Genomic DNA, 26717 nt, shown 5'->3' with positions numbered 1-26717 from the left:
AAATGGGAAACATTGTAGAATTTATTGGAAATACCCCTTTGGTAGAAATCAGCAAGTTAAATCCAAACCCAAATGTTAAGTTATTTGCAAAACTAGAGGGTAACAATCCGGGTGGAAGTGTAAAGGATAGAGCTGCTTTAAATATGATCAGAAGCGCTATGGAGCGTGGTGAGATTAAAAAAGGTACTCGCCTGATCGAAGCCACAAGTGGCAATACTGGTATTGCATTGGCTATGATTGCTGGCATATATGGATTGGAGATTGAACTGGTAATGCCTGCAAGTTCTACCAGAGAGCGGACTTTGACCATGGAAGCTTTTGGAGCCAAAGTTACCTTATTAGAATCTATAGAAGTATGCCGTGATTACGCTGAAGAACAGCGTGATAAGCATGGGTATTTTTTGCTGGATCAGTTTGCAAATCCAGACAATTACCTGGCGCATTATAAAACTACAGGTCCGGAAATATGGCGCGATACCGAGCAGAAAATTACTCATTTTGTGAGCTCTATGGGGACTACTGGTAGTATCATGGGTAACTCTATGTTTCTAAAAGAACAAAACCCTGCGATACAGATAGTGGGTTGTCAGCCTACTGAAGAATCTTCGATTCCCGGTATCCGTCGTTGGCCAGCTGCTTATTTACCTAAAATTTACGATGCAAGCCGGGTAGATCGAGTAATGGACGTTTCGCAACAGACTGCAACAGAGAAAGCCCGTGAGTTGGCGAAAGTTGAAGGTATATTTGCTGGAATGAGCAGTGGCGGCGCTTTAGCTTGTGCTTTGGAGCTTTGCGAAGAGCTGGAATCAGGTCTGATTGTGTTCATTGCATGTGATAGAGGCGACAGATATTTGAGCAGCAATTTGTTTGGATAGCCTGAATGTGCTATTTTTGATTACACAATGAAGCTACAGAGATTATTTTTATTATTCCTTTTTGTTTCCGTTACCGCCGCCAGCTTTGCCCAAACCAGTTCTGAACTGAAGCGGAACAAGGAGGCTATACAGCGCGAAATTGATTTGCTACAGCGAAATCTGAATGAGACTTCGAGTAGTAAGCGGTTGACTATGGGCCAGATCAGGGCTATCAATAGTAAAATCAGGCTGATGCAGAATAAAATTGCTGTAATTAACTCTGAAGTAAAGAATTTGGACAATCAAATCCATGAAAATACGAATGAGGTACATACTTTAAAAAGCCAATTAGGCCAATTGAAGAATGAATATGCAGGAATGGTTCGTTTTGCACAGCGGAACCAGAATGCTTACGATAAAATGATGTTTATTTTCGCTTCTGAGAGCTTTAATCAGGCTTATAAGCGCATTAAGTATTTCCAGCAATTTGGTCAATACCGTAAGAAACAAGCTGACTACATACAGGGGACAAAGAAAAATATCGAATATAAAATTGTTGTACTCGACAAAAATTTAAAGGCCAAAAGCAATTTGCTGACTGAGCAGGAACAAGAAAAAGTAAAGCTCGGTAAAAATAAAACTGAACAAGCCCAGATGCTGAATCAGTTTAGTAGACAGGAAAAACAGTTTAGACAAGATATTGCTGCGCGGAAGCGTAAGCAAGCAGAAATTGATCGTGCAATTAGAAGTGCCATTCAGCGCGAAATAGAGATGGCACGTAAAAAAGCCGAGGAGGAAGAGCGTTTGGCGGCACAGAAGGCTGTTGCCGAAGGTAGGCCAATACCGGTCACTAAAGAGAAAACCACCAGCAATTACTTAACCGCTTCACCAGAGTCAGCGAAGCTCTCTGCAGGCTTCGAAAATAATAGGGGACGTTTACCATGGCCTGTTGGTCAGTATTCGATTGTTGAGCGCTTTGGTAACCATACTGAAGGGCAGGCAAGCTATACCAATGATGGAATTAATATACTTACAGAGCAAGGTTCGGCCGTTAAAGCTGTATTTGAAGGTGAGGTGTTATTTGTAAAGGAATTGTTTGGCACTTATATCGTGGCCTTGCGTCATGGTGATTATTTTACGGTCTATCAAAACTTAAAAAGTGTTAGTGTAGCTAAAGGTAATAAAGTGGAAACGAAACAAACATTAGGAATTGTTGCTTCGAAAGAAGATGGCCCGATCTTGCATTTCGAGATTATGCGGGGGCAAACTAAATTGAATCCTGAAGCCTGGATAGCGAAATAGAAACAAAAGCCTTATCTTCGTGGCAAAAAGTAAATGCTTGAAATTGTATATCAGGACGACCATTTAATTGCGATCAATAAACCTCATGGATTGCTTGTACACCGATCGTCAATTGCCAGTGATGCCAAAGAATTTGCCTTACAGCTATTAAGAGACCAGGTTAGCCGACACGTTAGTCCAGTACATAGATTGGATAGAAAAACAGGAGGCTTGCTTTTGTTTGCTTTCGACAAAGATGTTGAGATCGCTATGCATCAACAATTTAAAAATGGAGAGGTGATCAAGAAGTACCTGGCTATACTCCGTGGTTATGCCCCAGATCAATTAGATATCGATTATCCGCTTGTTAAAGAGAACGGGGCTATCCAGGAAGCCTTTACCTCATTCGTTACTTTAAAACGGGCCGAAATCGACGTAGCCTTAGGGAAACACCCAACTTCCCGCTATTCTCTGGTAGAAGCTACACCAACAACTGGACGTATGCACCAGTTGCGAAAACATTTTGCGCATATCTTTTATCCTATCATAGGAGATAGGAAGCATGGTTGTAATAAACAAAATAAGTTTTTTAAAGAGCAATGGGAGATGACCACGATGTTGCTCCATGCTTCTGAATTGAGCTTTAAACATCCGGTAAGTGGAGCCCAAATTCAGTTGGAAGCTCCGGTTCAAGCCGAGTTTTTAAGGATGATGGAGCTGATGAAATGGTGAAAGTTTTGCACACTCTTCGGAGTTATCAACAGGAGGTTTGTTGGGAGTGATTTCTATTCTTTTGCAGTAGAGCGAGTTATAAAAAAGGTCAGATTTTATAACTTAATGTTAGTAAAATTTATCATCTTCGCACTCCCAAAACGACTGGTCTTTCCGCCGTTTTATTATTAGAAACCTTAAAATATTAAAGAAAAATATGCAATACACTTGTACACAAGTATGGAATAACTGTCTTCAAATTATAAAGGATAATATCCCGGCCCAGAGCTTCAAAACCTGGTTCGAACCGATATCAGCCCTTAAGCTGGAAGATAGGGTTTTAACTGTACAGGTACCTAGTTTGTTCTTCTATGAGTGGTTAGAAGAGCATTATGTAGGCTTGCTGCGAAAAACTGTAAAACAACAACTCGGTGATGAAGGTAGGTTAGAGTATAATATTGTTGTAGATAAGTCGACAACAAATGGTGCTTTACCATACACAACCAACATGCCATCAAATGGTAACGGATCTACCAACAGGAAGCAGTCAATGCCGGTTCCTGTAAACATCAATAGGGATATCAAAAATCCTTTTGTAATTCCGGGATTGAAGAAGATGAATGTAGACCCTCAGTTAAACGCAAGTTATACTTTTGAGGCCTATGTAGAGGGAGACTGTAATCGTCTGGCACGTTCGGCCGGACACGCTGTAGCAGCAAAGCCAGGTGCGACATCATTTAACCCGCTGATGATCTACGGAGCATCAGGTTTAGGTAAAACTCACCTGGCTCAGGCCATAGGTAATGAAATCAGAAGAAGCTTGCCAGATAAGCTGGTAATTTATGTGTCTTGTGAGAAGTTCTGCCAGCAGTTTGTAGAATCATTGAAAAACAACACGATCAATGATTTTGTGAACTTCTACCAGGCAATGGATGTAATCATCATGGATGATGTACACAACTTTGCAGGAAAAGAAAAGACACAAGATATCTTCTTCCACATTTTTAACCATTTACACCAGTCAGGAAAGCAAATTATCATTACTTCTGATAAAGCGCCTAAAGATTTATCAGGATTGGAAGAACGTCTTTTAAGTCGTTTCAAATGGGGACTTTCCGCTGATCTACAAGTACCGGAATTAGAGACAAGGATCGCTATTCTAAGAAAGAAAATGTATGCTGACGGTATTGATTTGCCAGATGAGGTTGTAGAATATGTTGCACATAACATTGACAACAACGTACGTGAGTTAGAAGGAGCGATGGTATCTTTATTGGCACAATCGACCATGAACAAGAAAGAGATAGATTTGCAATTGGCTAAGTCGATGCTTAAAAACTTCATCAAAAACACGACCAAAGAGGTTTCTATAGATTACATCCAGAAATTAGTCTGTGATTACTTTGAAGTACCTGTTCACTTACTTAAAGCGCCTACTCGTAAACGTGAGGTAGTACAAGCTCGTCAGATCTCTATGTACCTTGCTAAAGGAATGACTAAAAGTTCGTTAAAAACTATCGGTGCATTTTTTGGAGGTAGGGATCACTCGACCGTAATTTATGCTTGCCAAACTGTTGAAGATTTAATACAGACAGACAAGAAATTTAGGGCTTACGTAAACGATATTGAAAAGAAACTAAAGATGAGCTAAGGCTCATCTTTAGCCTAAGTGCAAGATGATCAGAATGATCGGAGAAGGTAGTGTGATTTTATTAAAAAACTTTCAAAAAAAGTTTGGCTGATTAAGAGAGAATACTACCTTTGCAGCGCTGAAAGGCAGAAAATGGCCCGTTCGTCTAGGGGTGAGGACGCCAGATTTTCATTCTGGAAACAGGGGTTCGATTCCCCTACGGGCTACATAAGGAAACGACCAGTTTTGGTTGTTTCCTTTTTTTTTGCAGCTAAAAGATTGATTTACGGTTTTTTTCCTTCCCTATTCTGCAATGGAAATAGTGTTCGACCATATTTAGTGTACTGGTGGCGACAAACAGAATTTTAGCTATTAGATACGAATGTAAAGTGCACTGCGTATATTTGGACATTAGCGGTCATTATAAAATGACCAACAATAACAACTATGATACCATTAAACGACACTTTAATTTTTGCACTATCTGCATTGGTCCTTGTTATCAGTCCGGGACCTAATATGATTTATTTGATTTCCCGTTCTATTACCCAAGGCAGAAAAGCCGGATTAATCTCTCTGGTCGGAGTAATTTGCGGCTTTCTGTTCCACATTGTTATGGTTTCCTTTGGGCTTACTGCTGTACTTTTTGCAGTGCCCCTTGCTTATACAACATTGAAATCATTAGGGGTTATTTATCTTTTGTACCTGGCTTACCAGGCAATAAAGCCAAATAGCAAAAATATTTTTGAAACGAAAAAAGGTTTGGCTGACGACAGGCCGGCCAAGTTATTCAGTACTGGTTTCTTTACCAATGTACTCAACCCGAAAGTTGCCGTATTTTATTTATCCTTTTTCCCGCAGTTTATAAAAACTGAATACGGTTCTGTTATGACCCAGAGTTTACAACTTGGCATTATTCAGGTTGCAGTTAGTTTCACTATCAACCTTATTATTGTATTGACAGCTTCAAAAGTGGCGCTATTTTTCGCAAAAAAACCTTCCTGGGTAAAAGTACAAAAATGGTTTATGGCAAGTGTTTTGACCGGTCTTGCGATTAAAATGGCATTTTCAAAAACTAAATAATAACAACAAATTCAAATCGGATAATACCACATCTAGAGCTATGTCCTTCTGGGTTTTTGATTACTTCCGTCTTTACTCAACATCGAGGCCTTTTTTTATTTAAGATTGCTTCCGCATACTTTGTTTAATTTTTTCTCTGTGCTGCTCACCCCAGGCATTCAGTTCAGCCAACACATTTTTTAAAGTCAGGCTATAACTGGTTGCTTCGTAAACAATAGTTACCGGTTGGGTAGGATACACATTCCGTTTGATAAAGTCATTTAATTCCAAATCCTTTAATTCTTTAGCTAAGACTTTGGAGGAGATCCCGGAGACTTCATTCTGAATCTCATTGAAACGCTTGGATGATTGTACAAGGGAAAGGATCAAAGCCAACCTCCATTTTCCGTTTAACACGTATAGCGCATCAAGGACATTTTTAAGTGAGCTTTCGCATTCTGCCTTGCATGGTATTGCTTGATTTTTAATGACTTTCATAACAACAAAGATAGTCACTTACCTCAATGTAAGCGCTTACCTTTAGGTAACGACTAACTTTTTATCACCTGGTAGCGCTAGTTTTGCTCTTGATAATTAATCAATAAATTTATGAAACATATCCTTCATTTAAAATCAAGTATACAAGGCGCAACATCGTATAGCATTAAACTAGGTAATGCCATCGTCGACGAAATTCAGCAAAAGTATTCTGGTAGCACAGTTGAAGAATTAGACCTCGTTGATCTTGAAATACCACATCTTAACCCTGAAGTCCTTCGTACATTCTTTATTCCCAGCGATCAGCTAACTGAAGGGGAAAAAGAATCTATCCAACTTTCAGATCGTCTAGTTAAACAACTATTTGCTGCAGACATCATCGTAATTGGGGCACCATTAATTAACTTTACCATCCATTCGGCACTAAAGGCGTGGATTGATCATATTACCAGGGCAGGAATAACTTTTGGGTACGGTGAAAATGGACCTATAGGAATGGTTACAGGGAAAAAGGTTTATGTAGCTATGTCATCGGGAGGCGTTTATTCAGAAGGACCAGGGAAAGCCAACGACTTTGTTGCACCTTATTTAAAAGCGTTTCTTGGGTTTTTAGGTATGACAGATCTTACGGTATTTCGTGCTGAGGGACTAAAAGTGCCAGGGATTAAAGATTATGCTTTTGACAAAGCAATTAAAAGTATAGAGATTCATTAAAATAAACCCCCGCTTTACGAAAGTAGAGCGGGGATAAGCTTTTATAGGAAATTTACCTCAAAGGCGCCATAACTCAGCATTTCTGCATTGTGTGAAACGAAGAGCTTCAAATCTAACCTTTCGATCAGGTCTTTAGCTTGGGTAATGTTTCGGTGCATGTCGTTGATGCCTCTGATCTCAATGCCTTTTGTCATCATTTTAAATTTGCTTGGCTCGAATTTTTCAATGAATTTTTGCAGATCAGTGCTGACCTTTAATTGTGTTTTTTCCATGTTAATATAGTCTTGCAATTTGATGCAAAATAAATCATACTGTTTTAACTTACTGGTAGCTCTATGTTATGGTTTGATTATCCTTAATACTTCACGATGATTTAACATGGGTTTAATAAAGCGCCTTTATATTTGTGATATAAATATTTGGTTAGTATTTATAAGTTTAGGTTTAGTTGATATTTAAGGGGTCTGGCTGGTTACCGGAACCCTTCTTTTTTTAGCCCATTCTGTAAAAGAACTCGTCAGCGGCGATTTTTCCATCTTTTACTTCATAAACACAGATCTCGCTCATTGCCATTCTTCCATGCGCTTTATAAGTGGCATCAATATTCATAACGATTGCAAAATGGCTGTCTGCAACAATAGGATCTGAGCAGGAAGCGCTGTGAATTTCTTCTACGCTTTCTTCCCATTTAAGGGTTTTGTTTTTAACGGCTTCTTTACCTTCGGTCAGTTCCATGTCTGATCCTTTGGGTTCTTTACTGATCACATTTTCTGCATAAAGCTCTTCAATGGCTTGATCATTTTTACCTTCGCGGCATAGCTGTACCAATTTGTCAGCAACTTCTTGTGTTGTCATACGATTTCAATTAGTTATACCCTAAATTATTCAAAACCTGTCTCTTTATTGTTCAGCAAGTTTTATGTTTAGGTTAATATAAAAGCAAATATGGAGCACATTTGTTTATGGATTCCAAGGAAATCGCGCTTTTTAAATATCGACCTTCAGATTTCGAAACTTATCACTCTTTAGTAAAAGAGGATGACGTAATGAGATATATTACGGAGAAAGGTTGACAAAGGCTACCTTTTTGGATAGCCTTTCTATGGTTTTTGGAAGATAAGTTTTGAAAATAGTGGATTAAGTTGGACTTTTTAATTCATCATTAGTAATACTAGCTGCCAGAATCATCGTATGAAGATATTCGTAAAAAGCGATCAAATTAGCGCGTTCTGCATTAGGTAATATGCGGCTCTTGGTATAAAAACTTTGCTGGATCATTCTCCAGAGATATTCGAGACTGTCATCAAGTGGATAGGTTTCAAAAAACTCTTTTAATTTAGTTTTCGCGAACGTGTTAAGCTCAGCTTTGGTGCCTGATGGTCTTTTGTGTAGAAATTGGTCGGGTGTATACATATGCTCATTTTTTATTTTTAAAAATGAGTCTCAATTGTGGGGTAAAGAAAGCTATAGGAGGTCCCGTTCTATCAGATGAACGAAGAAGCACTATAGCAAGCTCTATATACCGCATCAACAGGTTTCTCACGACCTTAGGAACGGGTTTACAATAGAGCCCATGATGCTATAGTGCACTTCAAAAGTACAACAATATTTGTCATGGGCATTAATCTATTGTCTCTTCCTTGTGCTTGTGAGAATTTGTTGATAGAGACTCTTTAAATTAATACCTCATTTAAGAAGTTTGATCTGTTATTGTCGTTTCTTTATTTCATTGGCTATCTGTTTTATATGTTATTTAGAATTATATCTACTGCAATATAATTAATGTAAATTGATTGAACTATATTTTCCTGTAAGGTTACTGTAATGTTTTTATGAAAAAATATTGCAATGAAATACAATATTTTGGATACCTCATTCTTTAGAATCAAAGCCTGTCACAGCCATAGCCAAGAACTAGGTTTCTTCACACCTTGTTCACACCTCCTTCACACCAAACCCACAAAAAGGTACCTTTTCGTGGAGGATGTGTGTCTAATGTGTGTATCATGTGAGGACTAGCCTCCCAAGCTGCAACGCGTAGTACCAAGGGAAACGCGAAACCGGCGTTTTCTTTAAAAAGGTAATATGGTAGCTCTTGCCATGATTTTTATGTTTTTTCTAAATGTAGAACTAAAGGTTTGATAGCCAACTTATCTGGGTGCGGTCTGAGTATTTCTGAAGGAAAATCACTTAAGTTCTAATTAACCAGTGTTCAGCGGATGCTGAACGGCTCCACCCGTTCAGTGTCCGTTCAATGTCCGTTCATAAGCCGTTCAAATGCCGTTCATTATGCGGACACTTTGCCTTAACTATAAAGAAACTGCTCGGCACACCTGGGGCGACGTTAATGCTGTAGAAAAAAGAAACCATGTACAAAACGCTGAAAATTATATATTTGCAAGCGGGGGACATCTATTAATGGCGCAATATAAACTATATGGAGATCAGGAGCTAGTCCAGCTTATGCAAAATAGTGACGAACGCGTATTGGTGGAGATTTATGATCGTTACTGGGATAAAATGCTGGCAGTTGCCTTTAACCGTTTAGGCAATCAGGAAGAAGCTGAAGAATGCGTTCAAGATGTGTTGTATAAACTATGGAAGCTGCGTCATGACTTTTCCCTCAAAAAGGTCATGCTTGCTAATTATTTGGCCCGTGCTATACGTAACCAGTCCTTCAATATGTTGGACCGGCGTTATCGTGAGCGTATAAAATCTGAAAGTTATGCTCCACCAGAGGATATCAATTTCTTATCACCTGAGCGCGAGTTGATGATACGTGAGTTAAAACAGCAGATAGACAATTCAATAGATGCATTACCCCCTCAATGTCAGATTGTCTTTAAGCTTAGCCGCCATGAGGGTCTTTCCAATAAAGAGATTGCCGAAAAATTAAATCTCTCAGAGCATACAATCAAATCGCACCTTAAAAAGGCAAATAAAGATATCCAGGGCAATATTGAATTGCTGATTACACTAATATTTATTCATATGTTTTTCCAGCGATAACGTTCTAAAAACGATATTAAATAAATATTATTAAATAATTAATTCACACCACTCATCCCTTGCTTATTTTTTTCTGTCTATACATATAGAAAAGCAAACAGCATGTCCACGAATACTGAATACATAGAACAATTAGTTTTTAAATTTAATACCGGCAATATCAGTAAAGAGGAACTACAAGTTTTAACGGATTGGTATAACAGCCATGACGACCAAGATGTAGTTATTCCTACGACAAGACGTGAATCTCCCGATGAGGTTAGATCGCGGATGCTTGCCGGCCTATTAGCTAAAGTTACTGATGAGCAATCTAAAACCATCAAGCGTTATCCGACGATCAGATGGGTAGCTACCGTAGCAGCGGTACTTGTTGTAGCGCTTGGTACATGGACGGCCGTAGAATATAAAACATCAATTGGAGTTTCTGAACAAGTAAGTACGAGCATTGAACCAGGAGGGAACAAAGCCACGCTAACGCTGGCCAACGGTAAGATTATAGAGTTGAGCAATGCTCAAGCTGGTATTGTAACTGGAAAAGAAATCACCTATACAAATGGTGTTCCAATTGAAAACATTGATTTGGATCAAGCTTATGATAGCCGAAAGTTGTTAATGCTGCAAACTCCACGCGGAGGTACCTATAAAATCACATTGCTTGATGGTACACAAGTTTGGCTCAATGCTGCTTCTAGGATAAAATATCCGTCGCGCTTTGCTTCGGATGAACGTATAGTAGAACTTGAGGGGGAAGCCTATTTTCAGGTGAAACCAGCTTATCGGAAAAATGGAGAGAAAATACCCTTTAAGGTAATCAGCAACCACCAGGAAGTGGAAGTCCTCGGTACCCAATTTAATATAAATGCGTATCGGGAACAGTTAGCGATTAAAACAACTCTTGTAGAAGGAACAGTTGCTGTTAGCGCTAATCAAGATCGTGTTATCCTGTCACCCAATCAACAGGCTATCGTTTCTGCAGGAAAGACCAAGGTGAAACAGGTTGACGTTGCTGATTACATAACATGGCGCGACGGCAAATTCAGCTTTGACGGCAAAACATTTGAAGAGACTATGAGTGAAATTGGACGTTGGTATGATCTGGACATTGTTTATGAGAACGGGATACCAAAAGAAGAACTCATAGGAGATGCTTACCGCAACCAAAAGATCAGCCTTGTACTACGTTTACTGGATGTAGCTGAAATTGACTATAAACTCGACGCTAGTCATCGAAAATTAATTATTAAAGGGAAAAAATAGAATGTAAAACCTAAACCAAAAAGCAACCACATGATGAAAACCTAACTAAACTAACCACCAAAGCCCCTAAAATCAATAAAAGGAAAGGACTGCCATCCTTCCCTTTAAGAATGATTAGTGCAATCGACCTAAAACGAATAAGCAGATACTGCACCACCCATATCAACGCAAATTTAATGAATAAATATTACTTATCGCGAGTGATGAAAATCATCATGTTTTTACTTATAGCTGGATTTACGACAGTAAGTGCCGCCAGCTATTCACAGCAGATTACACTCAAAGGGAAAAACATTCCCTTTTCGGCTGTAATCGACGCCATTAGAAAACAAAGCGGATATACCGTTTTTGGAACTAAAAAACTGCTTGAATCTACCAAGCCTATCACAATTGATGTAAAGAATATGCCTTTGCAACGATTTCTCGAAAAGGTAACTGAAGGTCAGCCGCTGGAATTTGCCATCGAAGACAAGACCATCTCATTTTCCAGTCCACATGCGACGCGGAATACCGGGACCAGCTCTATTTCTATTCAGCAAAGTATGCTTACAGGCGTCGTCCGACATGTAGAAACCAAGCAACCGCTGGAAAAGGTTACCATCAGGCTTAAAGGCAGTCTTCTCAATACAGTTACCAATACAAAGGGGGAGTACCGCATAGCTGTCCCTCCCTCAGATAAGAAACAAACATTGGTGTTTACTTATATTGGAATGAAAACTCAGGAAATCGCCTACCAAAAGCAAGAAAAGCTAGATGTAGATTTGGAGCCGAAAGAAGATTCGATGGATGAGGTTGTAGTTACTGGAATCTATCAGCGTGACCGGAATGCTTTTACGGGTTCCTCAGCTAGATATTCAGCTAAAGACTTGCAGATTGTGGGTAACCAGAATGTTTTGCAAAGTTTAAAAACGTTGGATCCATCATTTGCAATTATAGATAATAACTTATTTGGATCGGATCCGAACCGCTTACCTGATATAGAAATAAGAGGAAAAAGTAGTGTGATCGGATTAACTGATGAATTTGCTACGAATCCCAACCAGCCATTATTTATATTGGATGGTTTTGAAAGTACCTTGGCGATCATCAGCGACCTGAGTATGGACCGTGTACAGAGCATTACCTTGTTGAAGGATGCGGCCGCCTCTGCCATCTACGGCTCTAAAGCTGCAAATGGTGTAGTGGTAGTGGAAACTAAGCAACCAACTGCCGGTTCATTACGTATAAATTACAGCTTGAATTCGACTATCGGTTTTGCAGATCTCACGGATTACAACCTGATGAATGCCGAAGAAAAACTACAGTTTGAGTATCTATCCGGATTTTACAGTTTACTAACTGATCAAGGGAATTTTGTTATCCCCGGAAATCAGGATTCTCAAGCGCTGTATTACAAGCGCCTACAGGAAGTTCGGCGAGGTGTAAATACGTATTGGGCGAACGAGCCGCTGCGTACGGCCATTAACCAACGACACACTTTGTTTGCTGAGGGTGGTGACGCCAATCTGCGGTATAGTGCTTCATTTAACTACGGACTTATAAATGGTGTGATGAAGGGGTCAGATAGACAGACGACTAGCGGAAACATACGGCTGCTTTATAGAAAAGGTAACTTTTCTGTAAACAACTCTTTAAGCATTGATAATGTTCGGGCCAACAGGGAAACATCACCATTCGCCGACTTTTCGAGGGCCAATCCTTTTTTTCGGAAATATGATGAGAACGGGAATGTAAGAAAAGTTCTGGAAGATTTTAAAACCTACGGTAATCCAGCACTGCTTCCGGTTTACAGTCCGTTGTACGATCAGAGTAACCTGAATATCAACCAGCAGGAATCACAGGGATTTACAAATAATCTGGAAATGGAATGGCGATTAACAGAGGCTTTACGTGCACGTGGTCGCTTGGGTATACGTAATTACGGAACACAAGATCAAGTATTCCGGTCTCCTTTTAATATTGAATTCGAAAGCACAGATATTCTTGAAAAAGGTCGCTACACGGAAACAAATGGAAAGAATCTAAATTATGATGGTGAATTTAGTCTAACCTACGGAAAACTATTCGCTGAAAAGCATATGTTGAATGCTGTGGGAGGTATGCGAATGGAGCAGGCAACAACTCAGAAAAGCGCTTATCAGGTGAGGGGATTTGTGGATGATGAATTTGCCAACCCTAATTTCGCATTGGGATATCCTGAGGGGAAGCGTGCTGACTACCAGGAATCCAAAAGACGCGGCGCTAGTTTCTATTTTAACACAGGTTATTCATATGATCAAAAATATTTGGTAGATGCTACCCTTCGGCTAGACGGATCATCCGTGTATGGCTCTGACAGACGGTTCTCTAGTAACTGGTCTGTTGGTTTGGCCTGGAATATACACAATGAAGCATTTATTCAGGATTGGAAATGGATCAGTCAACTTCGTTTACGCGGATCGATTGGTACTCCGGGGAACCAGAATTTTGATGATTACATTTCAATGCGGATCTATCGTTACAACAATGAAAACCGTAACCCATTTGGTGCCAGTACTATTATATCCAATATGGGGAACAGAAATCTGAAATGGCAAACCACGCTGGACCGTAATATTGGCCTTGACCTGACTACACTTGATAACCGGATGCGTTTTAACCTCGACTATTTTGTTAAAACGACTGACCCATTGCTTGTATTTATAACATTACCTTCCTCTACGGGAGTGTCAAAAGTTGCACAGAACTTGGGTGAACAGATTACACACGGATTTACCTTAACAACGGATTATACGCTGATTAGAAAGAGACAGCTAAACTGGCGTGTAAACCTTAACATGAGACAGTTGACAGCCAAATACGGTAAAATGGGAAATCAGCTGGAAAATTTCAATGAGAATAATAAAAGTCGAAACTTAACCCGGTATTATGATGGCGGAAGTCCTTCTGACCTCTGGGCAGTTCGATCAGTGGGTATTGATCCGGCAACTGGACGTGAAATATTCCTAAACAAAAACAATGAACAAACCTTTGTCCATAATTTCCAGGATGAAGTAGTAGTTGGTAACAGCGAACCAAAGCTGGAGGGTGTAATTGGTTCTAGTTTTTCTTACAAGGGCTTTCTCGTCTCAGTTAATCTAAGATACCGTTTAGGTGGACAGGCATTTATGCAAACACTTTATGAGAAAGTTGAAAATATAACTACTCAAGAGGTTACGCTAAACCAGGATCGCCGGGCATTGTATGACCGCTGGAAACGTCCCGGAGATAACGCCAGTTTTAAAGCCATATCAACAACGGAGACCACTCCAATGTCCTCGCGATTTGTCGCAGATAATAATGTGCTAATAGGCGAGGCTTTTTCCCTGGGGTATGAAAACACGACCGCAGCCTGGTTAAAAACTGTGCGTGCTTCCTCCATAACACTAAGGGCTTACATGAACGACATTTTCAATATTTCAACAATAAAGAATGAACGGGGTATTGACTACCCATTTGCAAGATCAGTTTCTTTTTCAGCTTCGGTTCGATTTTAATGTATTAACTATAATAAAATGAAAATATTATATAAACTAAGTATCTGCCTATTACTAAGCTCGTTTTCGCTTTCCTGTAACAAGTGGATTGACGTTAAGCCTACCGACCGGCTGTCGGAGAATGTGCTATTCGCAAATAAAGAGGGGTATCTAAAAGCATTGAATGGTGTGTATATAGAAATGACCAATCAGGCACTTTATGGACAGGAGATGACAAGTGGTGCATTGGATGTGCTTGCGCAATACTATTTTATGAATTCCAGTACTCACCGTTATTATGAATATACAACTTTTGTATACACGGCTGATAGACCCAAAGCTACGTTTGATAATGCTTGGCGTAAAGCCTACGAATTGATAGCCAATTGCAACGTAATCCTGGAAAAATGTGGGGATAGTCCAAGTGAAGCTTTGCCAGAACCGTATTTTGGTATTATTAAAGGAGAAACGCTTGCACTTCGCGCATTTCTACACTTTGACATGCTTCGATTATTTGGCCCTATTTATACGGAAGCCAGTAAAACAAAAGCAGTACTTCCCTATATTTCTAAAAACACATTCAGTGTTGCGCCCTTTATTAGCTCCGAACAGTTCATGCAAAATGTCACAGATGATCTTAAAGCTGCCATTTTACTAATGCAAACCACTGATCCTATACGTACTGCGGGGGTGCGTAATGCCGGTAATCCATCCGGTAACAACGACCTCTATTATCGTCAGTATCGATTAAACTATTATGCGGTAAGGGCGCTGCTTGCACGGGCGTATCTGTGGCAGACTAAAAAAGCTGAGGCTTTTACTGAAGCTGTGGAATTACTTAACGAAGTACAATTGCCTACTAAAATCGTCTTTCCGTATGTGACGAATGCAAATGCAACGAGTACGCTTAAACCCGACAGAGTTTTCTCTACAGAGGTGATGTTTTCACTCTATGATATCAATCGAGATGAATTATACAAACGACTTTTTGACGTAAATCTGCTGGCAAATGCAAAGCTATCATTCAATGGTGGAGACAGTAATGAAGGACGAGTTACAAATTTGTACGATGATGCCAATGATTATAGGCGACGGAGCTGGCAAATTTTGTCTTCAGGAACAATTACTGCGCTAACAAATCTGAAGTATCAGGATATACCAGATGGACCAGGCCGTTATATGATTCCACTGATCCGCCTTAGTGAAGTGCTCCTTATAGCAGCCGAATGTAGTCCTGATCTTTCTGTGGGTATTGGCTATTTTAATAAGGTAAGAACGGCCCGCAATGCGCTGAGTAAAACGCCTGTGAATGACGCTACCCTGAAAACAGAAATCTCTAATGAATACAGAAGGGAAATGCTCGGGGAGGGGCAGCAGTTTTTTTATTACAAAAGAAATTCCACGCTAACCGTTCCTAACAATGCTGCCGTAACCGGAACCAAAGCTATGGTTTTAAATAATTATGTAGTTCCATTGCCGGAAAGCGAAACCTCACAAAGAAATAATTAAAAAAAACACAATGAAAAGAAAAATACTGATAGGATGTCTATCACTGCTTGTTTTTTTATGTAGCTGTGAAAAGGAAATCATGAAATATGAAGGTCGAGAAGGTGTGTATTTTGCTGTGCAACATGGCTCAGAAGCCTTCAGTGAAAGTAACTGGCCATACCAACCTTACAGCCCTGTTCAATTTATTAGAATTAATCAGGATGCGGTGAACTTTAGGGTCAAGATAATGATTACAGGACCAGTAAAAGATTATGATCGAACCTTCCGTGTCGAAGTAAACCCGGATTCTACAACAGCGGTTTTGGGTGTGCACTATGAAGCCCTAAAGGAGCAATGGACCATTCCAGCCCATGCTGTTTTCACAAATATAGAGGTCCGTTTGAAGCGTACGCCTGATTTGGAAACCGAAGAGAAGACATTGGGTTTAAGATTGGTAGCCACAAAGGATTTTTCGCTCTCTTTCCCAGAGTGGGATGCAATCCCTTCCTTAAAGCAAGGTGTCGTAGTGCCGGAGTTTGATGCAAGCCTGCATACGTTGCGCATCAGCGATATTATGGTGAAACCAGCAGTCTGGCCGGGAGGCTTGGCCACCGGAACCAATCGGGAAACGGGAACGATGGGTTTTTTTACGAAGAAAAAGATGGGTTTCCTGACCGAAAACTTTGGACTGAAATATGAGGATTTTGCTAGTACGGTAACTATGCCTATGGCCCGTATTAGTCTGATTATGCAGGATGCTTCAGCAATTTTAATCCGACGTTTTAATGAAGGTAATCCTGTCTTGGAAGAGGATGGCCGTCTGATGTATATTGGAATTGTACCCTGGACATCTACCCTCGGTGTACCTTATGTCAAGTAGTCAATTTAAAAGCAAAATCACATGAAAATATTTCATTATACAATTATTCTTTTAGCGTTTTTAATCGCCGGTTCCTGCAGTAAGGACCTGGGCAATTATGAATACAAGGATATCAATGAGCTGTCCATCACTGGTGTAAACAGCACTTACAACATGCGCAAGGGCTATGATACCTTGCGTATCAATCCCAAAATTAACGCTACAATGGATGATGGGGATACTTCCAGGTATGATTATTATTGGATTTTGTCTAAAGGTGTTAGATTAACAGACACCATAAGCAGAAAGAAACAATTAAATTATCCTGTATTGCTGGATCCGGCCAACTATCCCCTGTTTTACAAGGTAGTGGACAAAAAGACCGGTGTGGTTTGGCGCGCGAATTCAACACTGAATGTCAGCACACCTGTTGCGCGGGGTTTACTGATCATGGGGGAAGACGAACAAGGTTACGCCGAAGCTGAAATGCTTGCTATGTTAAACGACACCCTACATATCAGGCAGATTTTGTCAAAAAGTGGACTTCCCCGCTTACGCGAGCCAGTCAGCTTTGTCCATACCGGAAACGGCAGTTCCAATGCAGATATTAAGCTATGGGTATTTACGAAAACAGGGTCTTATTTCCTTGATCGTGGTGCATTGACTGGGACAACAGCAAATAACTTTAGCAGGTTATTGTATGTTTCAGAGGCAATCAACCCGGAAACATTGCATCCGATTTCGTTTGCCCCACAGGTAATTACTGCCGCCGGAGCACCTACAAGCCCGTTGTATCGGGCATTAATAACCCAAGGTGGAGATGTTTTTGTGTCCTTCCTGTTAATTAATGGTGGTGATTTATACAATAATCCTATCAATCGGGTGAGTACGGCACAACAAGTCCGGATTCCGGCAGCACCCTATTTAATTTATTCTATTGGAAATATGGCCTCTGTGATGTGGTATGATACGATAAACAAGCGTTTCATGAATTATTCAAGCTTTGGAAGTGGTACTGCATCTGTTGTCTTGTCTGATGATAAAGATAAGGACGGTAACGAACCCATTTTCCCTTGGAACAATGCGGCACTTGGCAGGACGCTGGTATATGCCGAGAACACACGGAATACCGACCTGGGATCGACCAATGGAAATTCTTTTGCTATCATGAAGGATGCGAACAATGCCCATTATGTTTATAAATTCTATGCCAGCGGAGCTGCCCCGGCCAGACGCGCTGCTTATAAAATCAGTCCCATAGCTGTCGATTTTGATAAAGCTGATTTTTATGCTTTTTCTTCTAATAGAACGGTAATTTTCTATTCCGTAGGCAACAAGCTTTATGCTTACGATTATAATCCTAATAATGAAAGATTCTATCAATATTCTGAAACAGGAGGGAATCAGATCACTATGCTCAAGTTCGATACACAAATCGATCACGTAACAAACAGCTTATATATTGCTACTTATAACAGCAATACCAAAGGTACATTACGTCGCTTTAGAGTAGGCACTAATCCAAACATAGTTGAACTGTTACCCCAGGAAAATAGTACCTGGACTGACCTCGTAAAAGTTAGAAACATCAATTGGCGCGCAGTCAACTAAATTTTAATAAAGAAATATGAACTCAAAAATAACAAAAATAGTCCTGGCACTGTCACTAGTGTCATTAACAGGATTTTCGCAAGCGGTAAACTTTAATATCGAAGGTAAGGTAAACCGCAAACACGATGGTAGATTTATAAAGTTAACTTATGAAGATGCTAAAATTAAAAAAGCCGACAGTGTATTGGTGAAAAATGGTGCATTTAAATTTACAGGCAATATCAGTTCAGCTACACTGGCTAAACTTAATTTTGGTAATGAACTGACTGGCGACAGAATAGATTTGTTTCTATCTGCAGGAACTGTTCAAGTATCGGCTAAGGATTCCATTCATTATGCCAATATTAAAGGGACAAAGTTGGCTGAAGAGCACGAGCTATTTGCAAAAAAACTAAGACCTACTGAGGATAAATTTACCGGTTTAGTTAACCAATTTAGGAATCTGCCTGAAGGTCCGGAGAAGAAAGCGGCTGTGACTAGATTTTTAGCCGGATTAGAGGTGTATAGCCAGTTCAGGAAGGTAACCATTGATCAATTTGTAAATGAACATCCTTCATCTTATGTTTCTCTTTATTATTTAGACCAAACTGCTCAAGGAAGATTGGCTAATTATGAAACAACATATCCTACATTTTCTAAATTGAGCCCAGAAATAAAAGCTACAAAATTAGGAAAAGAATTAGAGGAGCGACTTCTTTCCGTAAAGGGCAAGTTGGTGGGAGAGAATTTTATTGATTTTGTTTCAACTACTCCGGAAGGTACTCAACTTAGTTTGAAAGAGGTGGTTAGTAAGAATAAATATACATTGGTTGACTTCTGGGCCAGCTGGTGCGGTCCCTGCAGAAAGGAAAATCCATACGTCGTAAAAACCTTTAACGAATTCAAAGGAAAAGGATTTACTGTAATTAGTGTCTCTCTGGACGAGGATGCTGCCAAATGGAAGGCTGCCATTGAAGCAGACGGAATGCCATGGTATCACGTATCAAGCTTAAAAGGCTGGAAAGAACCCGCTGCTGCACTTTACAATGTACGTGCGATCCCACAAAATGTACTAGTTAATAGTGAGGGTAAAGTAATTGCAACCAATTTAAGGGCTGAAACACTTTATAATAAAGTGAAGGAAGTTACTCAATAGTCACAACAAGGTGATAAAAAAAGGGGAGCGCCGCTCCCCTTTTTTTATCACTAAATTTCAATTTACAAAATTACTGATGCCACCAGCTATAACTAACATTACCGTGATATCCTTTAATGACGCCCGTAAATGTTTAAGCGCATGGGTAATCTGATTTTCGACTGAACGTTTCGAGATACCGAGTTTTTCCGCAATCTCTTCATTACTCATCAATTGGCGGCGACTCATGAGAAAAATCTCCTGACATCTTTTTGGCAGGCTCTTAAGGTAAGATTCCAATTCTGTTTCCAGGTCATGGTATGCTATGCGGTCAAAACCGTTATTTTCCGCCGAACCGTTCGAAAAATCTTCCAGATCTTCTTTATAATCGATAGGAATAATTTTGCTGGCATGGATGCTTTTGTAAACTCTATAGCGGCCTGCGGAGGTGAGATAATTTTTGAAGGACTCAATTTGCAGTGTCTTTCGGTTGGTCCAGACCGTTAAAAAAATATCATGCACAATTTGTTCACACACCTCTCTATCCCTTAAGTAAGCATAAGAATTACTGTAAATCCGCGAAGAGTAGCGATGGAATAAAGTAGAAAAAGCACGTTCATCATCTAATTTGATGGATTCCCAAAGATCAGTATCGGAGGGAATCTGTGTATTTCTATTTGGCATAAAACGAAATTACATTTTTTAAGATGAAATATAAATAAAAAATAATTTTAAAAGTATGTGTGTGGGAAGTCTAAATGGGTACTATACATATAACCAATTATAAATTATGACGAGGGAAGAATACATCCTGTTGTATGAAAAGTGCATACAGGGTAAATGCACCGCCGAGGATAAAAGAGAACTTGATGAATATCAGGACGATTTTTCTTTAGATAACCTATACTGGGATGAAGATCGTTTGGGCGACGAACATCAAATAACAAGCAGTATATATCGCAAACTCCAAAAAAGTATAAAACATCAGCGACCTAAAAAATTGCAATGGTATAAACTGCCGCTTGCTGCGGCCATTACATTGATGACAGTTGCTGCGGGTATTTACCTGTATTTTAATACATCTTCTGATCGCACAAAACAGCAGACACAGATTGCTGACAAAATTGTTGCCGGCAGTAATAAGGCGATCCTTACACTATCCGATGGTAAGCAAATTGCTTTGACCGATGTAAATAATGGTGAACTAGCAGAGCAAGGTAATACCCGGATTTCAAAAACAGCAGATGGCAAAATTATTTATGAACCCTCAACAACCTCTGGTTCTTCTGGTAAGGCTGTTGTTTATAACACAGTTAGTACGCCAAGAGGTGGACAATTTCAGGTTGTGCTGCCTGACGGATCTCATGTATGGTTAAATTCGATCTCCAGCATTACCTATCCATCAAACTTTTCAGGAAAGGAAAGATTGGTTCAATTAAAAGGAGAAGCATATTTTGAGATCGCTAAAAATCCGGAGAAACCATTCAAAGTGGATGTGATTGGCAAACAGCAAATTGAAGTGCTGGGTACACATTTTAACGTAGAGGCTTACCTGGAGGATCATGAAATCAAGACCACACTTTTAGAGGGATCGGTTAAGCTCCTGGCTCAAAATAAAGAGGTCAAATTGAAACCGGGCCAAATCGCGGTTAATGATCTGAATAGAAATTTAACAATTAAACAGGCTGATGTAGAGGAGGTAATGGCATGGAAAAATGGCTTGTTTGTTTTAAATGATGTCAACCTCAAGGATGTGATGAAAAAAGCATCCAGATGGTATGATGTTGACGTCGAATATCAGGGGAATGTCTCAAATAAAAAATTATGGGGTACAATGTCGAGGTACAAAGATATTACCGAATTGCTGGAGAACATCGCTATTACGAGTTCATTGCGTTATAAAATTGATGGAAGGAGGGTAATTTTGATGAACTAGTCTACACCAGATCAAATACCACCTGATAAAAAAAATAACCAGGAGCGTTGAAGCCGCCCCTGGAAATTGCACAGCTTGAGAACTGCTATCAGGAAAATCTTAACGGTCACTTTTACACAACCAATTTTTCATTAACCTAATTTCCAAATGTATAAAATTTTAACTGTACTCAGATACGGGATGTCCTCTTGTGTCCACCCTAAATTATGGCGAATTATGAAACTGTCCTTTTTTATTTGTCTTCTGGCATTTTTGCACGTCAGCGCCGCCTCTGTAGCACAAAAAATAAGTTTAGATAAGAAGAACGCAACACTTCGTGAAACACTCAATGATATCCGTAAGCAAAGCGGGTATAGCATAATTTGTGATGTCGAACTTTTGAACGAAGCACAGCGGATTAACCTCCATATTAAAAACGTTTCATTGGATGAAGCTTTAAAGCAATGTTTCCTTGATCAGCCTTTGTCTTACGTAATTAATAAGAATACCATTGTCGTTACTCCAAATCCTCCGGCTAATTCCATAGTTAAGAAATGGCTAAGTATTTCTGGAAGCATTATAGATGAAAGTAAAATGCCCTTGCCGGGTGTTACCGTTAAGGTTGAAAATAGTCCAACGGCAGTTTCGACCAATGAGAATGGTTTTTATACGATAAATGTACCAGATGAAAAAGCAGTGCTGGTGTTTTCATCAATCGGTTATCTTACAGAGCGACGGGTTGTTGGGAAGACCAGGATGATCAATCTCCAAATGACGCAAGAGAATAGCAAATTAAATGAAGTTGTTGTAGTTGGCTATGGTACCGTATTGAAAAAAGATCTGACTGGCTCGGTTGGAAGTGTAAAGATGGATGAAATGCAGAAAGCACCTGTGCGTTCTTTTGAAGAAGCATTGGCGGGTAGGGTAGCCGGCGTGGCGGTAGCTAGTGGTGATGGACAGCCTGGGTCTTCGAGTACAATCACGATTCGAGGAAACAATTCTATCACCCAGAATAATTCACCTTTATATGTTATAGATGGATTCCCGCTAGAAAATGCGGATAACAATGCCATTAACCCAGCTGAAATAGAGTCTATCGAAATCTTAAAAGATGCTTCTGCGACAGCTATCTATGGCGCCAGAGGTGCAAATGGTGTAATCATGGTTACTACCAAAAGAGGGAAGACTGGCGAACCCGTTGTTACCTATAATGGTTATTACGGACTCCAGAAAAACAGGAATGAAGTGGCATTAATGAATGCTTATGAGTTTGTGAAATTACAGCAAGATCTTAATGCGGCAAATGCTGACAAACGATACTTTACCAATGGCCGTACTTTGGAGAGCTATCGGACGGAACAAGGGGTTAACTGGCAGGACCGTTTATTTAGAACGGCAGCTATGCAGAACCATTATATGGCTGTTAATGGGGGTAATGCCAATACTAAATATTCTCTTTCCGGTTCGATTACAAACCAGGATGGGATTATTCTCAATACCGGATTTAATCGTTATCAGGGACGTTTAATTTTGGATCAAAAAATTAATGATAAGTTCAAAATAGGTGCTAACATAAATTATTCAAATACCAGCAGTTCGGGTAGTGTCGTGTCTAACAACTATGGAAGCTTAAGTACCTTAAGCTTAATGTACAGTGTTTGGGCTTATAGACCTGTAAACGGAACAGGTAACACTGATGATCTGATTGATGAACTTTATGATCCGGCTATTGATGTGAATAATGATTTGAGATCGAATCCAGTAATCACTGCGGAAAACACTTACAATAAGCGGATCGTTAATTCTTTGATCATTAATGCCTACGCTGAATATAATTTTACCAAAAGCTTAAAACTTAGGGTTACCGGAGGTGCTAATCGTTCGGATCAGGTGGTTAATATCTTTAATAATTCGCAGACACCATTAGGCAATCCCCTAAGCCCGCAGGGTAAAGGTGGCCCCAATGGCTCTGTGACCAATAATAGAATCAATGATTTATTAAATGAAAACACCCTTACTTATAACGGTGTAATCGGGAAGAACCATAAAATCAATGTATTGGGTGGCTTTACGGTACAACAAACTAACTTTAATAATTTTGGCGCAATTGCCTTACAGGTTCCCAACGAGACTTTGGGGGTAGGTGGATTGGATGAGGGAACCTCTTCAACAATTACTTCAGTTACTTCGTTAAATAGGCTGGTTTCCTTTTTAAGTAGGGTTAACTATAGTTATAAGGAAAAATATTTGGTTACGGCATCCTTCAGGTCTGACGGTTCTTCCAAGTTCGCACCTGGGAATAAATGGAGTTATTTTCCATCTGGTTCCGTTGCATGGCGATTGACAGGGGAAGATTTTATGAAAAACTTACCTGTAATTACGGATGCTAAATTACGGGCTAGTTATGGAATAACCGGAAACAACCGGGTAAGTGATTTTGCTTATCTGGCCACCTTGGTTTTGCCAAACTCGGCAGTTTATCCTTTCAATAATGGGATTAACAAAGGAGCCATTAAAACAGCTTTAGGAAATCAGAATCTGAAATGGGAAAACACCTCACAATTGGATTTAGGTATGGATGTTTCGTTGCTGAAGGACAGGGTGTCTTTTACAGCGGATTATTATCGGAAAACTACCTATGATTTATTGTTAAATGCCAATTTACCCCCAACCGCAGGTCTACCTAATGCTTTTAAGAACATTGGAAAGGTGAGAAATGATGGATTTGAATTTACAATCAATACGACTAATATCAGCAATACAAATTTCTCCTGGACCACAAATTTCAATATTGCCTTTAACCGTAACAAAATATTGGCACTAACCGAAAATCAGGAGAACATTTTAACCAATCTTGCCTGGGATGCGAACTATGTAAATACACCGCTTTACACAGGTAAAATTGGTGAGCCTATTGCTCAGTTTTATGGATATAAATGGGATGGCGTATATCAATACAGTGATTTTGACAAGTCGACAGCGGGAGTGTATACCTTAAAACTTGATGTGCCTACCAATGGTAACACACGCGGAAGTATTCAACCAGGCGATATTAAGTACGTTGATATAAATGGCGACGGGGTGGTTAACGCTGACGATAGGACTGTAATTGGTAAACCTTACCCCTTATATACTGGGGGGCTGTCTAACACATTCAAGTATAAAGGCTTTGATTTAAATGTGTTTTTTCAATGGTCTGCGGGTAATGATTTATTTAATGCCAATCGCCTGGTTTTTGAAGGGAGTACCCGGCTTGATCAAAATCAATATGCCAGTTTTACGAACAGATGGACACCTGATAACCAAAACAATGACATGTTCAGGGTTGGTGGGCAGGGACCTTATGCCTATTCATCGAGGGTGATAGAAGATGGTTCGTTTTTACGATTGAAAACCGTAGCGTTAGGGTACAACTTACCAGCTCCTTTTGTTAAAAAAATTAAATTAAAGACTTTAAGGGTATATACAGCTGCGCAAAATCTAGTAACGTGGACTAATTATTCAGGTCCAGATCCGGAAGTGTCTGCCAGGAATTCAGCATTAACGCCTGGATTTGACTACTCCGCTTATCCTCGAGCCAGTACAATAACATTTGGTTTAAACACAACATTTTAATAACGTAAATCATGAAAAAAATCATTTACATATTAATGATCACGGCTATTTTTCCATTGGCTTCTTGTAAAAAGTTTCTGGATGTGGCACCAACGGATTTTTTAAGTCCGATTAATTACTATAGTACAGAAACGGAAGTTGAAAATGCACTAACAGGGGTTTATGATCCGCTGGGAAGGGAGGCGATGTATGGACGATATTTGTTTACTACGTTGGCGTATGGTAATGACGAGGGATTAAGATCAGCTTCGGCAACTACTACTGGTTTAGAAGTATTTAATTATACACCTTCAGATGGCATAGTTGGGAATTTATGGACATCTTGTTACCAGGGTATTGACCGTGCCAATGATCTATTGGCTAATATAGATAAGCCAAAAATGGATAAGACGAAACGAAACCGGATAAGGGGGGAAGCACTGTTTTTAAGAGCGTATTATTATTTTTTACTGGCCGACAATTGGGGTGATGTACCCTTAAAGCTAAGTCCGACAGTTTCGGCCAGTGATGTAGATATCAAAAGCAATCCTAAAAAAGAAGTCTTTGAACAAATATTGAAAGATATGGAGACTGCTGAGCCATTGGTTAGTACGTCGACGGAATTGAAGTTTAGTGGAAGGGTATCTAAAACAACAATTGAAGGGATAATGGCTCGTGTTTGCTTAACGATGGCTGGAAGCCAGGTAAATGACCCCAGTAAGCTTAACGATGCACTGAAGTGGGCTGAGAAAGTTCAGCAATCAAAAGAACACAGTTTAAATCCCGATTATAAACAGATATTTATTAACCAATCTAAAGATATCTATGACGTTAAGGAAAGTATGTGGGAAATTGAGTTCTATGGTAACGGTATAGGGAGTTACAATGAAACCTCTTGGGTAGGCGTTTGGGGTGGCATATTGGCATCTGGGCCTGATCTGCAAACACCTGGGTACGGTTATGGCGCATTGTATGCGACTAACAAATTATATAATCTATATAAAGATGCAACCGATGTGAGGCGCGACTGGAACATATCACCCTATTATTTTACGACGACTAACCCGACTTATTTTACGGCAACCCAGTTGTATAATCGCTATCCCGGTAAATGGCGTCGCGAGTATGAGGTGGCAATACCAAAAAGTAAAAATGTTTCGTCTACAAATTTTCCTGTTTTGAGGTATGCGGACGTTCTTTTAATGCTGGCCGAGGCGGAAAATGAATTGAACGGCCCGACACAAAAGGCACATGACGCTTTGAACGAGGTAAGGGCAAGGGCACATGCTTCTGAGTTTAAAGGTGCTACAATCATTACAGATAAAATTGTTTTCAGACAGACTATTCAGGATGAACGGGCAAGGGAGCTTGCTTTCGAAGCTTTGCGTGACCACGATTTGAAACGTTGGGGCATATTTATCAGTACAATGAAAGATTTGTCAAAGACCATTACCGCCAGCTATCCGGCAAATTTGAGGTTCCTGGCGTTAGCGGGTAACAACATCGCTGAAAGACATTTGTATTTACCAATACCAAGTTTAGAATTATCACTTAATAAAGCCATCAAACAAAACCCTAATTGGTAAAAGCCGTTTAAAATTAACGTTCTGGTTCAATAGTATAAAA

General features: G+C 39.7%; 21 protein-coding genes and 1 tRNA gene. 17 read left to right on the top strand and 5 right to left on the bottom strand.

Annotated elements, in window-relative coordinates:
• Positions 1 to 2 precede the first annotated feature (2 nt).
• The 6 genes from cysM (at position 3) to BLS35_RS05415 (ending at position 5559) form a co-directional block, all read left to right on the top strand.
• Positions 3 to 875, top strand: coding sequence for a cysteine synthase CysM (cysM, locus tag BLS35_RS05440; protein ID WP_090778584.1), 873 nt, complete (start codon positions 3 to 5; stop codon positions 873 to 875).
• Between the two features lie 27 nt (positions 876 to 902).
• A complete protein-coding gene (locus BLS35_RS05435; RefSeq protein ID WP_090778583.1) occupies positions 903 to 2156 on the top strand; it encodes a murein hydrolase activator EnvC family protein in 1254 nt (417 codons plus the stop codon).
• A gap of 33 nt (positions 2157 to 2189) precedes the next feature.
• Positions 2190 to 2867, top strand: a complete 678-nt coding sequence (locus BLS35_RS05430) for a pseudouridine synthase (RefSeq protein WP_090778581.1) — start codon at positions 2190 to 2192, stop codon at positions 2865 to 2867.
• A 196-nt stretch (positions 2868 to 3063) separates the two neighbouring features.
• Complete coding sequence (dnaA, locus tag BLS35_RS05425) at positions 3064 to 4497, top strand: chromosomal replication initiator protein DnaA (RefSeq protein ID WP_090778579.1); 1434 nt, start codon at positions 3064 to 3066, stop codon at positions 4495 to 4497.
• Between the two features lie 134 nt (positions 4498 to 4631).
• Positions 4632 to 4703: transfer RNA gene (locus tag BLS35_RS05420), tRNA-Glu, on the top strand.
• 220 nt (positions 4704 to 4923) lie between these two features.
• Entirely contained in the window at positions 4924 to 5559 is a 636-nt protein-coding gene (locus BLS35_RS05415) for a LysE family translocator (protein ID WP_090778577.1), read from the top strand.
• A 99-nt stretch (positions 5560 to 5658) separates the two neighbouring features.
• On the opposite strand, the gene BLS35_RS05410 is transcribed toward BLS35_RS05415, so the two are convergent.
• Positions 5659 to 6036, bottom strand: coding sequence for a winged helix-turn-helix transcriptional regulator (locus BLS35_RS05410; RefSeq protein ID WP_090778576.1), 378 nt, complete (start codon positions 6034 to 6036; stop codon positions 5659 to 5661).
• Between the two features lie 111 nt (positions 6037 to 6147).
• On the opposite strand from BLS35_RS05410, the gene BLS35_RS05405 reads away from it, so the two are divergent.
• A complete protein-coding gene (locus tag BLS35_RS05405; RefSeq protein ID WP_090778574.1) occupies positions 6148 to 6750 on the top strand; it encodes an FMN-dependent NADH-azoreductase in 603 nt (200 codons plus the stop codon).
• A 41-nt stretch (positions 6751 to 6791) separates the two neighbouring features.
• On the opposite strand, the gene BLS35_RS05400 is transcribed toward BLS35_RS05405, so the two are convergent.
• The 3 genes from BLS35_RS05400 to BLS35_RS05390 all read right to left on the bottom strand — a co-directional run bounded on the left by BLS35_RS05400 (position 6792) and on the right by BLS35_RS05390 (position 8163).
• Complete coding sequence (locus tag BLS35_RS05400) at positions 6792 to 7022, bottom strand: hypothetical protein (protein ID WP_090778572.1); 231 nt, start codon at positions 7020 to 7022, stop codon at positions 6792 to 6794.
• Positions 7023 to 7242: 220 nt separating this feature from the next.
• Entirely contained in the window at positions 7243 to 7605 is a 363-nt protein-coding gene (locus BLS35_RS05395) for a nuclear transport factor 2 family protein (protein WP_090778570.1), read from the bottom strand.
• Positions 7606 to 7887: 282 nt separating this feature from the next.
• Positions 7888 to 8163 carry a hypothetical protein gene (locus BLS35_RS05390; RefSeq protein WP_090778568.1) on the bottom strand — a complete coding sequence of 92 codons (276 nt, stop codon included), beginning with the start codon at positions 8161 to 8163 and terminating at the stop codon, positions 7888 to 7890.
• A gap of 876 nt (positions 8164 to 9039) precedes the next feature.
• Between BLS35_RS05390 and BLS35_RS05385 the strand changes: the two genes are divergently transcribed.
• The 7 genes from BLS35_RS05385 to BLS35_RS05355 all read left to right on the top strand — a co-directional run bounded on the left by BLS35_RS05385 (position 9040) and on the right by BLS35_RS05355 (position 19603).
• Positions 9040 to 9759 (top strand): RNA polymerase sigma factor, encoded by a 720-nt coding sequence (locus BLS35_RS05385; protein WP_165973226.1) that lies wholly within the window; start codon positions 9040 to 9042, stop codon positions 9757 to 9759.
• A gap of 102 nt (positions 9760 to 9861) precedes the next feature.
• Positions 9862 to 11016: a FecR family protein gene (locus BLS35_RS05380; protein ID WP_090778564.1), complete on the top strand. Its 1155-nt coding sequence runs from the start codon at positions 9862 to 9864 to the stop codon at positions 11014 to 11016.
• 176 nt (positions 11017 to 11192) lie between these two features.
• On the top strand, positions 11193 to 14531 hold the full coding sequence (locus tag BLS35_RS05375; RefSeq protein WP_254778686.1) for a SusC/RagA family TonB-linked outer membrane protein: 3339 nt from the start codon (positions 11193 to 11195) through the stop codon (positions 14529 to 14531).
• An 18-nt stretch (positions 14532 to 14549) separates the two neighbouring features.
• Positions 14550 to 16019 (top strand): RagB/SusD family nutrient uptake outer membrane protein, encoded by a 1470-nt coding sequence (locus tag BLS35_RS05370; RefSeq protein ID WP_090778562.1) that lies wholly within the window; start codon positions 14550 to 14552, stop codon positions 16017 to 16019.
• 10 nt (positions 16020 to 16029) lie between these two features.
• A complete protein-coding gene (locus tag BLS35_RS05365) occupies positions 16030 to 16878 on the top strand; it encodes a DUF4843 domain-containing protein (RefSeq protein ID WP_090778560.1) in 849 nt (282 codons plus the stop codon).
• 21 nt (positions 16879 to 16899) lie between these two features.
• Positions 16900 to 18468 carry a PKD-like family lipoprotein gene (locus tag BLS35_RS05360; protein WP_090778557.1) on the top strand — a complete coding sequence of 523 codons (1569 nt, stop codon included), beginning with the start codon at positions 16900 to 16902 and terminating at the stop codon, positions 18466 to 18468.
• Between the two features lie 16 nt (positions 18469 to 18484).
• Positions 18485 to 19603 carry a TlpA disulfide reductase family protein gene (locus tag BLS35_RS05355; protein WP_090778555.1) on the top strand — a complete coding sequence of 373 codons (1119 nt, stop codon included), beginning with the start codon at positions 18485 to 18487 and terminating at the stop codon, positions 19601 to 19603.
• Between the two features lie 57 nt (positions 19604 to 19660).
• On the opposite strand, the gene BLS35_RS05350 is transcribed toward BLS35_RS05355, so the two are convergent.
• Entirely contained in the window at positions 19661 to 20266 is a 606-nt protein-coding gene (locus BLS35_RS05350) for an RNA polymerase sigma-70 factor (RefSeq protein WP_090778553.1), read from the bottom strand.
• Positions 20267 to 20372: 106 nt separating this feature from the next.
• On the opposite strand from BLS35_RS05350, the gene BLS35_RS05345 reads away from it, so the two are divergent.
• From BLS35_RS05345 to BLS35_RS05335, 3 genes are all read left to right on the top strand, one after another.
• Positions 20373 to 21518 carry a FecR family protein gene (locus BLS35_RS05345; protein ID WP_090778551.1) on the top strand — a complete coding sequence of 382 codons (1146 nt, stop codon included), beginning with the start codon at positions 20373 to 20375 and terminating at the stop codon, positions 21516 to 21518.
• A 216-nt stretch (positions 21519 to 21734) separates the two neighbouring features.
• Positions 21735 to 25112 carry a TonB-dependent receptor gene (locus BLS35_RS05340; RefSeq protein WP_090778549.1) on the top strand — a complete coding sequence of 1126 codons (3378 nt, stop codon included), beginning with the start codon at positions 21735 to 21737 and terminating at the stop codon, positions 25110 to 25112.
• 11 nt (positions 25113 to 25123) lie between these two features.
• Complete coding sequence (locus BLS35_RS05335; RefSeq protein WP_090778547.1) at positions 25124 to 26677, top strand: RagB/SusD family nutrient uptake outer membrane protein; 1554 nt, start codon at positions 25124 to 25126, stop codon at positions 26675 to 26677.
• Positions 26678 to 26717: the final 40 nt, after the last annotated feature.

It is taken from the genome of Pedobacter sp. ok626, from assembly GCF_900100435.1.
Classification (GTDB): domain Bacteria; phylum Bacteroidota; class Bacteroidia; order Sphingobacteriales; family Sphingobacteriaceae; genus Pedobacter.
Note: the sequence above shows the minus strand (reverse complement) of the source record. Positions and strands in the feature narration are given on the sequence as shown.